At 64.2% G+C, this 13,808-nt stretch carries 14 protein-coding genes; 7 read left to right on the top strand and 7 right to left on the bottom strand.

The genetic code is table 11. The features are described from left to right. Positions 1 to 127 precede the first annotated feature (127 nt). Entirely contained in the window at positions 128 to 610 is a 483-nt protein-coding gene (locus DOM33_RS16415) for a cold-shock protein (protein WP_110667001.1), read from the top strand. 127 nt (positions 611 to 737) lie between these two features. On the opposite strand, the gene DOM33_RS06790 is transcribed toward DOM33_RS16415, so the two are convergent. The 7 genes from DOM33_RS06790 to map form a co-directional block, all read right to left on the bottom strand. After that, a complete protein-coding gene (locus tag DOM33_RS06790; RefSeq protein WP_110666999.1) occupies positions 738 to 1,676 on the bottom strand; it encodes a cation diffusion facilitator family transporter in 939 nt (312 codons plus the stop codon). Between the two features lie 70 nt (positions 1,677 to 1,746). After that, positions 1,747 to 2,139: a hypothetical protein gene (locus tag DOM33_RS06785; RefSeq protein WP_110666997.1), complete on the bottom strand. Its 393-nt coding sequence runs from the start codon at positions 2,137 to 2,139 to the stop codon at positions 1,747 to 1,749. A gap of 7 nt (positions 2,140 to 2,146) precedes the next feature. Then, positions 2,147 to 3,319 (bottom strand): succinyl-diaminopimelate desuccinylase, encoded by a 1,173-nt coding sequence (gene dapE, locus DOM33_RS06780; RefSeq protein ID WP_110666995.1) that lies wholly within the window; start codon positions 3,317 to 3,319, stop codon positions 2,147 to 2,149. Positions 3,320 to 3,342: 23 nt separating this feature from the next. After that, complete coding sequence (dapD, locus tag DOM33_RS06775; protein WP_110666993.1) at positions 3,343 to 4,368, bottom strand: 2,3,4,5-tetrahydropyridine-2,6-dicarboxylate N-succinyltransferase; 1,026 nt, start codon at positions 4,366 to 4,368, stop codon at positions 3,343 to 3,345. Positions 4,369 to 4,567: 199 nt separating this feature from the next. Then, on the bottom strand, positions 4,568 to 4,915 hold the full coding sequence (locus DOM33_RS06770) for an ArsC family reductase (RefSeq protein WP_110666991.1): 348 nt from the start codon (positions 4,913 to 4,915) through the stop codon (positions 4,568 to 4,570). 100 nt (positions 4,916 to 5,015) lie between these two features. Further along, positions 5,016 to 7,688, bottom strand: coding sequence for a [protein-PII] uridylyltransferase (locus DOM33_RS06765; RefSeq protein ID WP_110666989.1), 2,673 nt, complete (start codon positions 7,686 to 7,688; stop codon positions 5,016 to 5,018). Positions 7,689 to 7,789: 101 nt separating this feature from the next. Beyond that, a complete protein-coding gene (map, locus tag DOM33_RS06760; protein WP_110666988.1) occupies positions 7,790 to 8,581 on the bottom strand; it encodes a type I methionyl aminopeptidase in 792 nt (263 codons plus the stop codon). 351 nt (positions 8,582 to 8,932) lie between these two features. On the opposite strand from map, the gene rpsB reads away from it, so the two are divergent. From rpsB to DOM33_RS06730, 6 genes are all read left to right on the top strand, one after another. Then, a complete protein-coding gene (gene rpsB, locus DOM33_RS06755) occupies positions 8,933 to 9,664 on the top strand; it encodes a 30S ribosomal protein S2 (RefSeq protein ID WP_110666986.1) in 732 nt (243 codons plus the stop codon). Between the two features lie 174 nt (positions 9,665 to 9,838). Continuing rightward, entirely contained in the window at positions 9,839 to 10,708 is an 870-nt protein-coding gene (gene tsf, locus DOM33_RS06750; protein ID WP_110666985.1) for a translation elongation factor Ts, read from the top strand. 161 nt (positions 10,709 to 10,869) lie between these two features. After that, a complete protein-coding gene (gene pyrH / locus DOM33_RS06745) occupies positions 10,870 to 11,616 on the top strand; it encodes a UMP kinase (RefSeq protein ID WP_110666983.1) in 747 nt (248 codons plus the stop codon). 10 nt (positions 11,617 to 11,626) lie between these two features. Next, on the top strand, positions 11,627 to 12,184 hold the full coding sequence (frr, locus tag DOM33_RS06740) for a ribosome recycling factor (protein WP_110666981.1): 558 nt from the start codon (positions 11,627 to 11,629) through the stop codon (positions 12,182 to 12,184). Between the two features lie 57 nt (positions 12,185 to 12,241). Further along, positions 12,242 to 13,003, top strand: coding sequence for a polyprenyl diphosphate synthase (gene uppS / locus DOM33_RS06735; RefSeq protein ID WP_110666979.1), 762 nt, complete (start codon positions 12,242 to 12,244; stop codon positions 13,001 to 13,003). Then, on the top strand, positions 12,996 to 13,796 hold the full coding sequence (locus DOM33_RS06730; RefSeq protein WP_110666977.1) for a phosphatidate cytidylyltransferase: 801 nt from the start codon (positions 12,996 to 12,998) through the stop codon (positions 13,794 to 13,796). The genes uppS and DOM33_RS06730 overlap by 8 nt, the downstream gene beginning before the upstream one ends. The last annotated feature ends 12 nt before the right edge of the window (positions 13,797 to 13,808 follow it).

Below are 13,808 nucleotides of genomic sequence, written 5' to 3'. Positions count from 1 at the left end.
ACTGGATACCAGTAAGCCATTTGGTTTCAACGCAAGCGTTTCGACGTCAGTGCCAACCGCGCATCGAACCGTGATCTCCACGGCGTTGCGCGCTCCATCGATTCGACCTTTAGAGATTTGAGACTCCATGAATAGTAAGACGCTTCTACGCTGTACGCTGATCAGTTTACTGCTGTCGATACCCTCCCCGCTGCTCATCGGGCTGTTGATTACCCTGATCAGCAGCATGCTGGCCCACGATCTCACCTGGTTTCTGGACTTCGAGGGCGTCTCGGCGCTCTACGCGGCGACCGTGCTGGCGGTGTTCATCATTCTGCTGCTCGGTACCCTCGCCGTGACGGCGCTCGCGCCCCAGAGGACCCACGCCGTGACTGCCGCCATGATGGCGGACGTCGAAAACGACGATCGCGAGCTGGGAGAGGTGAAGTGGTTCAACGTCAACAAGGGCTACGGATTCATCACCCGCGCCAGTGGTGAGGACGTGTTCGTGCATTTCCGCGCCATTCGCGGCAAGGGCCACCGCACGCTCGCCGAAGGGCAGAAGGTGCGCTACCACGTGGTGGAGAACGACCGCGGTCTGCAGGCCGACGACGTCACCGTCATTACCTGATCCCGCACATGCGATAGCCGTCGCCCGACGGTGAATGACGAACGCCCCCGCTGCGCGAGCAGCGGGGGCGTTGCGTTGGGGAGCCCGGCATGAGGCTCGGGCCGAATGACGGCGCGGTTCAGCGCTGTCAGTTCGCTGTCACGGTTGAGGGCTCGTCATCGACACCTGCCCGGGCCTCGGCTTCGACGAAGACGCGTTTGACGCTCTCGTGCTCCTGCTTGATGCGCTTGTCGAGCTCGGCGATGGCTCGCTCGATACGCTCGGCGGTCGTCCCACGCTCGAAGCGCACGCTCAGATTGACCAGTACGAACTCCGGGCCCATGTGCATGGTGAGTACCTCGTTGACCGCGACGATGTCATCGGACTCCCGCGCCAGTCGGCGGATGTCCTCCACTACGTGGCGGTTGGCGCTCTCGCCGATCAGTAGTCCCTTGGTCTCGGCGGCCAGCCAGATCGCGGTGCCCCCCAGAATCAGCCCGATGATCACCGAGGCGATGCCGTCGAAGATCGCCAGCCCCGTCCACTGACTCAGCCCCACGCCGGCCATCGCCACGACCAGCCCCAGCAGCGCGGCGGAGTCTTCGAAAACGACCACGAACAGCGACGGGTCCTTGCCGCGGTGAACCGCTTCCAGATAGCTCCACTTGCCCTTGGTCTTGCGAAAAGAGTTGAGCGCGAAGGCCCAGGAGGCGCCTTCGAACAGAATGCCCAGGCCGAGCACGATGTAGTTGATCAGCGGCGACTCGATCGGCTCCGGGTTCATGATGTGGATGACGCCCTCGTAGAGCGAGACCCCGGAGCCGATGGCAAAGATCAACAGCGCGACCACGAAGCTCCAGAAGTAGACCTCCTTGCCGTGGCCGAAAGGGAACGCTGGACTCGCCGGGCGCTGGGCGCGCTTCATCCCCAGCAACAGCAGGATCTGATTACCCGTATCCACGACGGAGTGGATGCCCTCGGAGAGCATCGCCGAACTACCGGTGATCGTGGCGGCGACGAACTTGGTAACGGCGATGGCGAGGTTGCCACCCATTGCCGCATAGATGACCGCTTTGGATTCCGCCATCGTTAGACTCCCTGTCTTGGCCGCGGTGCGCGGCATTGGCGTGATTGACTTCGTCGATGCTGACTCGACGTCAGCGGCCGGAGTCCGGCCAGCTGATGGCGTTCTCCGTCCCGTCCGGCAGCACCTGCCAGAAACGGTCCGGATCGTCGCCAGGCTGCCAGCCACCGAGCGAGCAGCGCGTCTCGCAGCCGAGGCTTCTGGCGGCTTCGCGGGCGCAGTCCGTGTCTCGCGGCCAGGGCGTGGCGTCGCAGTCGAACCACAGGCTCGCGAAGCGATCCGCGGCGCGCTCGACCAGCATGATGCCGATGCTCGCGGCAGTCGTGCTGGCACGGGCGTGCCAGATGCCGCGCTTGCCCCGTGACAGCTCGAGCCCTTCGTCGCCCAGCGTTTCTCTCAGCCAGGCAGTGATGGCGTCGGTGTCGACGTCGGCGAGATAGATTTCGATATCGGGAAAACGCTCCATGACTTCCTCAGGTAAGCAGCCGGACGAGAATCGTTTCGTAGATGCGGCTCAGCGTGTCGAGATCGCTGGCACGGATGCGTTCGTCGATTTGATGAATGGTCGCGTTGACCGGCCCGAGTTCGATCACTTGGGTGCCGAGCGTGGCGATGAAGCGACCGTCGGAGGTGCCGCCGGAGGTCGAGAGCATCGGCTGCTCGTCGACGACCTCGCGGCAGGCGTGTCGGGCGGCGTCCAGCAGCGCGCCGCCCGGAGTCAAGAACGGCTCGCCGTTGAGGGTCCAGTCCAGGCGGTAGTCGAGACCGTGAGCGTCCAGCAGCGCTTCGACGCGCTGCTCCAGCGCCTTGGCGGTGACCTCGGTGGAGTAGCGAAAGTTGAACGTGACCTCGAGCTCGCCCGGCACCACGTTGGTCGCGCCGGTACCGCCGTGGACGTTGGAGATCTGAAAGCTGGTCGCCGGGAAGAAATCGTTGCCCTCGTCCCAGTGCTCATCGATCAGTGCCTGCAGGGCGGCGAGCGCCTGATGGATCGGATTGCGCGCGAGGTGCGGGTAGGCGACGTGTCCCTGGATGCCGCGAACCTTGAGCACGCCGCCGAGCGAGCCGCGCCGACCGTTCTTGATGACGTCTCCCACGTGGCTGGTGGAGGAGGGCTCTCCGACGATGCAGTACTCGAGCGGCTCATGGCGCTCGCGCAGGCGTTCGACCACGGCGCGGGTGCCGTGAATCGCTGGCCCCTCTTCGTCGGCGGTGATCAGAAACGCCAGGCGTCCGTCGTGGTCGGGATGGTCGACGACGAAACGTTCGACCGCGGTCACCATCGCCGCGAGGCTGCCCTTCATGTCGGCCGCACCGCGGCCGCGCAAAAAGCCGCTGTCGTCGATCATCGGCGAGAAGGGCGGCGTGGTCCATTCGCTCTCGGGGCCGCTCGGCACCACGTCGGTATGGCCGGCGAAGGCCAGCGTCGGACCGTGCTGGCCGCGGGTTGCCCAGAAATTGTCGATGCCGCTGATCGTCATTCGCTCGACGCTGAAGCCCAGCCGCTCGAGCCGCTCGATCATGAGGGCCTGGCAGCCGTGGTCGTCAGGGGTCACCGACGGTCGCTCGAGCAGTTCGAGGGCGAGTGCCAGCGTGGCCGAAGGGGTCGTCGGCGACGATGCGGGCGTCGGGGACGCTTGAGTCATGGAGGGCTTCCGTTCGGCGCGGATCAATTGTGGGCGTGGAGCGCTTCGTTCAGGGCGATTGCACTCTTGTTGGTCAGACACTCGATGCGCCCGCTGGTCGAATTGCGACGCAGCAGCAGGTCGCTCTGACCCGCCAGGTCGCGGCCGGCCAGCGTCTCGACAAGCGCCCCGTCGGCATCGAGCACGGCGATCTTGGCGCCAGCGGTGACGTAGAGACCCGCCTCGACGGTGCAGCGATCGCCCAGCGGAATACCGACGCCGGCATTCGCACCGATCAGGCAGTTCTCGCCGAGGCTGATAATGACGTTGTTGCCACCGGAAAGCGTCCCCATCGTGGAGCAACCGCCGCCGAGATCGGATCCCTTACCCACGAACACGCCCGCCGAGATGCGACCCTCGACCATGCCGGGGCCTTCGGTGCCGGCGTTGAAGTTGCAGAAGCCTTCGTGCATGACCGTGGTGCCTTCGCCCAGATAGGCGCCCAGGCGCACGCGTGCGGTGTCGGCGATGCGAATACCCTTGGGAACGACGTAGTCGACCATTTTGGGAAACTTGTCGACGCAGTCGACGGAGAGCGTGCGGCCGGCGAGGCGCGCCTGGAGCTGGCGCCCGGGTAGCTCTTCGACGTCGATGGCGCCTTCGCTGGTCCAGGCGATGTTCTTCAAAAGGCCGAACATGCCGTCGAGCTTGATGCCGTGGGGCTTGACCAGTCGATGCGAGAGCAGCTGCAGCTTGAGGTAGACCTCCGGTACGCTCGCCGGCGCGTGATCCTCGGCCAGAAAGACCGCGACCAGCGGACGGTGGGCATCGGCGAGGCTCTCGGCGAGTTCCGCCTGCTCGGTGAAGCCGCCGTCGCGCAGCGCCTTCGCCAGGCCCGCGCAGTGCTCCGGCAGAAAGCTCACCACCTCCCCGTCGCGGTCTGCTCCGAGCGCCTCGCGGACGGTCTCGGCAAGCGTGGCGTCGGGGCCGTACTGCGGTGCCGGGTAGTAGACCTCGAGCCAGTCGCCCTGGCCGTTCTGGGTGCCGATTCCTAGCGCGAAGCTCAGCATGCCTAACTCCTATTCGTGCTCATTGAAGATGATGCAGTCTGACGTGTTCGTGTCTTACGTATGGGTAGCCGTCGCGTTCGAGCCCGATGGGGAGAGCCCCTGAGACGATTCTTCGTCGACGCGTGTGAGGTTCGTGAGCGTGGAAGTCGAGCCGGGGAGAGCATCGACGCTACGCCCGGCAACGCTTGCCAGCGTGTTATCAGCCGCCAAGACCCTCGTAGGCGCTGCGATTCAGCCCCACCACCAGCGTGTCGCCGCGGACGAGCAGCGGTCGCTTGATCAGCGTGGGGTGGGCGAGCATCAGCTCGCGAGCCCGGTCGCGGTCGAGCGCTTCCTTGTCGGCGGCACCGAGGCCCCGCCAGGTCGTGCTGCGGGTGTTGAGCAGCGTCTGCCAGTCGGTGCGGGCGAGAAAGGCGTCGAGCGTTGCGGCGTCGAGACCGTCGTCACGCAGATCGTGAAAGCGAAAGTCGATACCGCGCTCATCGAGAAGACGGCGCGCCTTGCGACACGTATCGCAGTTTTTGATGCCGTAAAGCGTGGAGGTCATGACAGCCGGCCGTCGCGAGTTTCGAGGGCGACGATTATAGGCGCGCGTCGGCGGGGGCTCAAACCGGCGCCGGGCGCCCACGGCCGACCGTCATGCGGCGTCACACGTCGAGCACCTCGCAGAGACGTTCGCGCAGGCGCGTCTGCGCGGCGAGGTCGGTCAGCGGGCGGCCTCGCTTGTCGGTGATGAAGAAGACGTCCTCTACACGCTCGCCGAGGGTGGCGATCTTGGCGGCGGAGAGCGCGATGTCCTGCTCCATGAAGACGCGGCCGACGCGCGCCAGCAGCCCCGGTCGGTCCGGTGCGACGAGTTCGAGGGCGGTACGCGCGTTGGCCGGGTCCTGCTCGATGGTGACCTCGATCGGCACCTTGAAGTGCTTGAGCTGACGCGGCGTGTGACGCGTGACGATCTGCGGATAGTCGTCCGGATCGTCGAGCTCTTCCACCAGATGGCGACGGATGTCCTCGAGGTTGGCGGGGTCACGAATGGCCTCACCGTGATCGTCGAGCAGGATGAAGGTATTGAGCGTCCAGTCGTCGCTGGAGGTAGCGATCCGCGCGTCGTGGATCGAGAGTCCGAGCTGTTCGATCGCCGCAGCGGTGGCGGCGAACAGGTCGTCCACCGAGCGAGTGTGGATGAAGGTCTTGGTGCCCCCTTCGCTCATGTCCTCGCTGGGCGCGCTGACCAGCACCAGCGGCAGCCCGGTATCGCGATGGTCGAGGATGCCTTGCGTCTGCCAGGCGATCTCGCTCGGCGTGTACTGCAGGAAGTAGTCCTCGCCGAAGGTCTGCCAGAGCGTCTCGATTCGCTCGGCGTCGGCGCCGATCGTTCTGAGCAGGGCCTGTGCCTCCTGTCGCGTCTCCACGGCCCAGCCATGGCGGTCGACGGTATTGTCGAGCCCTCGACGCAGGACGCGGCGCGTTTCGGTATAGAGCTGGCGCATCAGGGAGGCGCGCCAGCCGTTCCACAGCGACGGATTGGTGGCGCTGATGTCGGCGACGGTCAGGGCGTAGAGGTAGTTCAGATGGACTTCGTCGCCCACCGTACGCGCGAAGGCGTGGATGACGTCGGGGTCGGAGATGTCACGTTTCTGGGCGGTCTTCGACATCAGGAGGTGCTGCTCCACCAGCCACGCCACCAGACGGGTATCCCAGGCGGAGAGATCGTGACGACGGCAGAACTCGGCGGCGTCGACGGCGCCGAGCTGCGAGTGGTCACCGCCGCGCCCCTTGCCGATGTCGTGATAGAGCCCGGCGATCCACAGCAGCTCGAGCTTGGGCAGCTTGTGGATCACTTCGCTGGCGACGGCGTACTCGTCGCTGTCACGCTGGGTGCGAAAGCGCTGCAGAAAGCTGAGCAGGCGCAGGGTGTGGGCGTCGACGGTGTAAACGTGGAAGAGGTCGTGCTGCATCAGACCGACCGCCTCGCCGAATTCCGGCAGGTACTTGCCGAGCACGCCGTAGCGGTTCATCCGCGAGAGCTGCATGGGGACGTCGCCGCCGCTGCGCAGCAGCTCCATGAAGAGGCTCTGATGGCGGAGATCGTCGCGGAAGCTGGCATCGATCAGATGGCGGTGATCGCGGATCTGGCGAATGGTGTCGGCACGCACGCCTTCGATCTCCGGATGCTGGGCCATCAGCAGAAAGAGTTCGAGCAGCGCGCCGGGACGGCGCACGAAGACGCTGGCGTGGTGCAGCTGAATGTAGCCGCCCTTGATCTCGAAACGCGGATTGATGGGGTGCACCTGAAGCGCTTCGCCGCCGCGCAGAATCACTTCATCGAAGTGCTGCAGCAGCATGTCATTGAGCCCGGCCAGCGCCGTGACGTGCCGATAATAGGCCTTCATGAACTGCTCGACGGCGAGTCGTCCCTGGATGTCGCGGTAGCCGAAGAGTGTGGCCAGCGCTCGCTGATGATCGAACAGCAGTCGATCCTCGGCGCGGCCGGTCAGCATGTGCAGGGCGTAGCGGATCTGCCACAGGAACGCCTGGCCCTGACTCAGGATGCGCAGCTCGGCGTCGTTCATGAAGCCCTGGGCGACCACGTCCTCGTAGCGCAGCGGACCGAAGTGGCGCTTGGCGACCCAGCCGATCATCTGGATGTCGCGAAGCCCGCCCGGTGCGCTCTTGATGTTGGGTTCGAGGTGATACTCGGAGTTGTCGTGCTTGTGGTGACGGGTTATCTGCTCTTGCCACTTGGCCTCGAAGAAGGCGGCGGACGACCACATCCGATCGCTGGCCAGCCGCTTTCGCATTGCGTCACGAAGGCGTTCGGGGCCGGCAAGGGTGCGCGTCTCCAGCAGATTGGTGATCACCGTGATGTCGTTGTTCGCTTCGCGCTCGCAGTCGTCGAGCGAGCGCACGCTCTGGCCGATCTCGAGACCGATGTCCCACAGAAAGGTGATGAACCCCGTGAGCGACTCGCGAAACGGCGTGTCATCGTCGGCCTCGAGTAGCAGCAGCAGATCGATGTCGGAGCGGGGGTGAAGTTCCCCCCGGCCGTAGCCGCCCACCGCGAGCAGGGCGATCCCCTCGGCCCAGTCGAAGCGCTCCCAGGCGACCTGCAGCAGCCCGTCCAGGCACCACGCCCGGCCGTAGACGAGATCGCGAATGTCGGCACCGTCGTGAAAGCGGGTGTCGAGGCGCTGGCGAATGGTGTCGAGGGCCTGCTTGAACAGCGCGATGGGCTCGCGGCTGTGTACCGATGCGTCTCGAAACGCCGCGACGTCGAACAGCGAGTCGTCGGGCTGGAATCGGTAGTGGTGCAGCAGCATGGAGACGAGCGCTCCCGATGGCGAGGCGTTGGACAGTGGCCGACGGTCGTGTCGGCCGGGACGTGACGGCGCTCACCGTGCCGACGGCGAGCGCCGACGAATCAACTGGCGAGGAAGGAGAGATCCTCGTCGCTACGTGCCGTCAGGACTTCGACGCCGCTGTCGGTCACCAGCAGCGTGTGCTCCCACTGGGCGGAGAGGCTCTTGTCCTTGGTCACGGCGGTCCAGCCGTCCTTGAGCACCTTGGTGCGGTAACCGCCAGCGTTGACCATCGGCTCGATGGTCAGGCACATGCCCGCGGCGAGCTCGGCATCGGCCTCCGCGGCGTAGCCGTCGTAGTGCAGTACCTGGGGCTCCTCGTGGAAACCGGCGCCGATACCGTGACCGCAGAAGTCGCGGACCACGGAGTAGCCAAAGCCTTCCGCGTGAGCCTGGATGGCACGCGCGATGGTCGAGAGCTTCACCCCGGGGCGAACTTCGGCGATACCTTTATACAGGCACGTCTGGGTGATTCGGCAGAGGCGGTCGCCCTGAATGCTGTCACCGACGACGAACATCATGCTGCTGTCACCGTGGTAGCCGTCCGGCGTCTTCACGGTAATGTCGATGTTCATGATGTCGCCATTCTTGAGCTTCTTGTCGAAGTCTGGAATGCCGTGGCAGACGACGTGGTTGATGGACGTGCAGATCGACTTGGGAAAGCCGTGATAGTCCAGGCACGCCGAGACGGAACCGAGTTCGTTGACGATGAAGTCGTCACACAGCTTGTCGAGCTCGCCGGTCGTGACGCCAGCGCGAACGTGAGGGGTGATCATCTCCAGAACGGCTGCGGCCTGACGGCCGGCTTCGCGCATCTTCTCGATTTCGTCGGGGGTCTTGCGGGGAATGTTCATGCGTTCTCGCAGCGGGGTTCGGAGGGTGTCGCGCGGTGTCTCGAGTGCCGACACGACGAGCCATCCGAGTCTAGGCTCGGACGGCCGGCGACTTCATCTTGCATGAGTTGTATGGTATAAAGCCGCGCGCTCGACTGCAATTCCCGTCCCAAAACGTGTACCGCCCGCTCGAAATGGCGTGGTCAGACACGACGGGGCGATCGAGCCGACAGCGGCGACCATCGCTCAGGCGGTAGACGTCATCAAAAACACACACGCACCGACACATGGTCCCGGGTGCCGTAGCGGTTTGGCCGCGCGGTCGGATCCATGGGGTGTGTGGAGGCCTAACCCGATTCTCCAGGAGTCATCATGGCACAGGTAAACATGCGCGATCTGCTCAAGGCAGGCGCACACTTCGGTCACCAGACCCGTTACTGGAACCCGAAGATGGGTCAGTACATCTTCGGCTCGCGTAACAAGATTCACATCATCAACCTCGAACATACGCTGCCGGCACTGCTCGAAGCCACCGGCGTCGTCGAGCGTATGGCCTCTTCCAACAACAAGATCCTGTTCGTCGGCACCAAGCGCAGCGCGAGCAAGATCATCAAGGAAGAAGCGAACCGTGTGGGTCAGCCGTTCGTCAATCATCGCTGGCTGGGCGGCATGCTCACCAACTTCAAGACGATTCGTCAGTCGATCAAGCGTCTGCGCGAGCTCGAGACGATGCGCGAAGACGGCACGTTCGAGAAGCTGACCAAGAAAGAAGTCCTGATGGCGACTCGCGAGCAAGACAAGCTCGAGCGCTCCATCGGCGGTATCAAGGAGATGGGCGGCCTGCCGGACGCGCTGTTCGTGATCGACGTCGACCACGAGCGCATTGCCATCAACGAAGCCAACAAGCTGGGCATCCCGGTCATCGGTGTCGTCGATACCAACTCCAACCCCGATGGCGTCGACTACGTCATTCCGGGTAACGACGACTCCATCCGCGCCATCCAGATCTACGTGCAGGCGATCGCCAATGCCTGCGGCAAGGCGAAGGAAGGCCGGCCCGACGAGTTCGTCGAAGTCGACGAGCCGAGCGAAGTCGCCGAGTAAGCCGGACGGCAATTCGAGCGAGTCTGCACCGATCGCGCGCCTGGCGGGCGACCTGCGCCGCCGGGACTACCAGCATCGGTGCAGACGAAGGGGGCTCAAGAGCCCCTTTTTGCTACCTGGGGCGACGCTTCGGCGTCGCCGCGAGACGAAACAGCGATCCTCAGAGGGACAAACATGGCAGCTATCAGCGCTTCTCAAGTCAAAGAACTGCGCGAGCGTACCGGTCTCGGCATGATGGAGTGCAAGAAGGCACTCACCGAAGCCGACGGCGATATCGAGCGTGCGATCGAAGACCTGCGCAAGAACTCCGGTCTGAAGGCGGCCAAGAAGGCCGGCCGTACCGCCGCAGAGGGTGCGATCCTGACCCGCGTCGCCGATGACGGCAGCTACGGCGCGATGCTCGAAGTCAATTCCGAGACCGACTTCGTCGCCCGTGACGAGAATTTCACCCGCTTCGCCAAGACGGTGCTGGACAAGGTCTTCGAGACGAAGTCCGAAGACATGACCGAGATCATGGATGCCGAGCTCGAAGACGCTCGCAACCAGCTGGTCCAAAAGATCGGCGAGAACATCTCCGTGCGTCGTGCGGTCGTGGTCGATGCCCCGGAAGGCGGCGTCGTCGGCGCCTACGTCCATGGTGATCGCATCGGTGTGTTGACGCGTCTGACCGCCGGCAGTGCCGATGTCGCCAAGGACATCGCCATGCACGTGGCCGCGATCAACCCGGTCGTTGCGCGTCCGGAAGAGATGCCGCAAGAGCAGCTCGACCAGGAAAAAGCCGTCATCCTGGCGCAGCCGGACATGGCCGGCAAGCCGGAGCAGATCGCCGAGAAGATGGTCCAGGGCCGCCTCAAGAAGTATCTCGCCGAGAACAGCCTGACCGAGCAGCCCTTCGTCAAGGATCCGAACCAGACCGTCGCCGAATACGCCAAGTCGGCCGGTGGCGAAGTGCTCGGATTTACCCGCTTCGAAGTGGGTGAGGGCATCGAGAAGGAAGAAGTCGACTTCGCCAAGGAAGTCATGGAACAGGCCCGCCGCAGCTAAGCAGTGCCAGTTCCTTCTAGTGCCGGGGCGGTGGCCGATGTCGTCGGCCACCCCAACCGCCAATGGCGTGCGCGAAAGCGCACGCCATTGCGTATCCGGCGGATGAGAAGCGTCTTCGCCCGTTCCCACCGACACGATCCGTCAAATCAGGAGAAATCGTCATGTCCGACGTCATCGACCGTCCGAACAAGCCTGCCGAAAAGTCGAAGTTCAAGCGCGTGCTGCTCAAGCTCTCGGGCGAAGCGCTGACCGGCGAGCAGGAGTTCGGTATCGATCCCAAAGTGCTGGATCGCATGGCACTCGAGATCGGGCAACTGGTGGGGATCGGCGTCCAGGTCGGTATCGTGATCGGCGGTGGTAACCTGTTTCGCGGGGCCGCACTGCACGCCGCGGGCATGGAGCGTGTCACCGGCGATCACATGGGCATGTTGGCAACGGTAATGAATGCGCTGGCGATGCGCGATGCGCTCGAGCGCTCCAATATACGCTCGCGCGTGATGTCGGCCATTCCGATGAGCGGGGTGGTCGAGCACTACGATCGCCGCACCGCCATTCGCTATCTCACCTCCGGCGACGTGGTGATCTTCTCCGCGGGCACCGGCAACCCCTTCTTTACCACCGACTCCGCGGCCTGTCTGCGAGGGATCGAGATCGACGCCGACGTCGTGGTCAAGGCCACCAAGGTCGACGGCGTCTACGACAAAGACCCGGTCACCCACGCCGATGCCACCAAGTACGAGCGCCTGAGCTACGACGACGTGCTGGATCAGAAGCTCGGTGTCATGGATTTGACCGCTATCTGTCTGGTGCGTGACCATGACATGCCGGTGCGCGTATTCGACATGACCAAGCCCGGGGCGCTGTTGAATCTGGTGGTCGGTGGGCGAGAAGGCACGCTGATTGATTGAGGTTTAGGACATGATCGACGACATCAAGAAAGACGCCGAAGGGCGTATGAAAAAGACCCTGGAAACGCTTCAGGCGAACTTTCACAAGATTCGTACCGGCAGGGCGCATCCCAGCATTCTGGATGCGGTTACCGTCGAGTATTACGGCAGCGAAATGCCGCTCAACCAGGTCGCCAACGTCAACGTTGAAGACGCGCGTACCCTGAGCATCATGCCGTGGGAGCAGTCCATGGTCGGCAAGATCGAGAAAGCGATCATGACGTCCGATCTGGGTCTCAACCCGGCCACCAACGGCAACGTCATTCGTGTTCCCATGCCGCCGCTGACCGAAGAGACGCGCCGCAATTACATCAAGCAGGCTCGCGCCGAGGCGGAAAACGCCCGCGTCGCCGTGCGTAACGTGCGTCGTGATGCCAACGGTGATCTCAAGTCGCTGCTCAAGGACAAGGACATCACCGAGGACGATCAGCGTCGCGGTGAGGAGATGATCCAGAAGCTGACCGACAAGCATGTCGCCGAAGTCGACAAGCTGCTGGAATCCAAGGAACACGACCTGATGCAGGTGTAACCCGGACGCGTTCCGGATCGGCGTAAGCGCCGTCTCACACCTGGCTTGCGAGATACCATGACAGACATGCAGTCGCGCGGTGCGCAAGCGATGCCGTCGATGCCGCGACACGTGGCGATCATCATGGACGGTAACAATCGCTGGGCACGCGCTCGGGGCCTCTCCAGCGCGCAGGGGCATCGCGCGGGGGTCGAGTCGTTGCGCGCCGTCATCAGGCGAGCCGCGCAGCGGCGCATAGAGGCCCTGACCCTTTTCGCTTTCTCCAGCGAGAACTGGCGCCGGCCGAGTGCCGAAGTCAGCGCGCTGATGGAGCTTTTCATGCTCGTGCTCAAGCGCGAAGTGAAAAAGCTCCATGACAACGACATCCGCTTGAGTATCATCGGTGATCGTCAGCGGTTCTCGCTATCGCTGCAGCGCCAGATGGCGCGGGCGGAAGATCTGACGCAACACAACGCGGGACTCCATCTCATCGTGGCCGCCAACTACGGCGGCCGGTGGGACATCGCCGGTGCGGCGCGGCGATTGGCGCAGCGCGTCGCCGACGGCGAGCTCGCCCCGGCGGCGATCGACGAAGCCGCACTGAACGACGAAATCTGTCTCCACGACGAGCCTCCCGTCGATCTTTGCATTCGCACCAGCGGTGAACAGCGCATTTCGAACTTCCTGCTGTGGCAGCTCGCCTATGCCGAGTTCGTGTTCGCGCCGGAGCTCTGGCCCGACTTCGATGCCGCGGCCTTCGATGCCGCCATGGATGCCTTCCACCGACGTCAGCGCCGCTTCGGCATGACGCAACAACAGATCGAGGTGAGCGGTGCTTAGACAGCGTGTCCTGACGGCGCTGGTATTGGCGCCGCTGGTGTTGTTGGGGCTTTTCGGCCTGACGGGAGCGAGCTTTGCGCTGTTCACTGCCGTCGTGCTGCTGCTCGGTGCCTGGGAGTGGGCTCGCCTGGCGGGCTTCGATGCGGCGCTACCGCGCCTGGTCTATGCGACGGGTATGGCGGCGCTGCTGCTCGCTGCCTGGTTTGCCGGCTGGGTGGACGATCAGTGGCCGCTCTGGCTCGGCGCGGCGGGCTGGCTCGTCAACGCTTGGTGGGTCTCTCGCTATCCCGCGGCGACGACGCAGTGGCAGCAACCCGCGATAAGACTGGCGATGGGCGGATGGGTGCTCTTCCCGTGCTGGGTCGGCTTCTCTCAACTTCGTCAAGACGGCAGCGAATGGCTGCTGTTCGTGCTGCTGCTGGTCTGGGTCGCCGATATCGGTGCCTATTTCGCCGGTCGGCGGTTCGGGCGACGCAAGCTCGCACCTCGGGTGAGTCCGGGCAAATCCTGGGAGGGTGTCTACGGTGGCTGGGTCGCCGTGGCGCTACTCGTGCTCGCCTACGCCATCTGGTTGGATCTGAGCACGTCGCGAACGCTGGGCCTGCTGGTCGTCGCAGTATTCGTCGCCTATGTGTCGGTCGTCGGCGATCTGCTCGAGAGCATGCTCAAGCGTTTTCGCGGAATCAAGGACTCCAGCCACCTGCTACCCGGCCATGGCGGGATTCTCGACCGCGTCGACAGCCTCACCGCCGCCATCCCCATTTTCGCCCTGATCCGCCCCTGGCTCGGCTGATTTCCCGCGCGC

The organism is Salinicola halophilus, from assembly GCF_003206155.1.
In the GTDB taxonomy this organism is placed as follows: Bacteria; Pseudomonadota; Gammaproteobacteria; order Pseudomonadales; family Halomonadaceae; genus Salinicola; species Salinicola halophilus.
The sequence above is the reverse complement of the archived record's forward strand: the minus strand, read 5'-3'. Positions and strand labels throughout refer to the sequence as shown.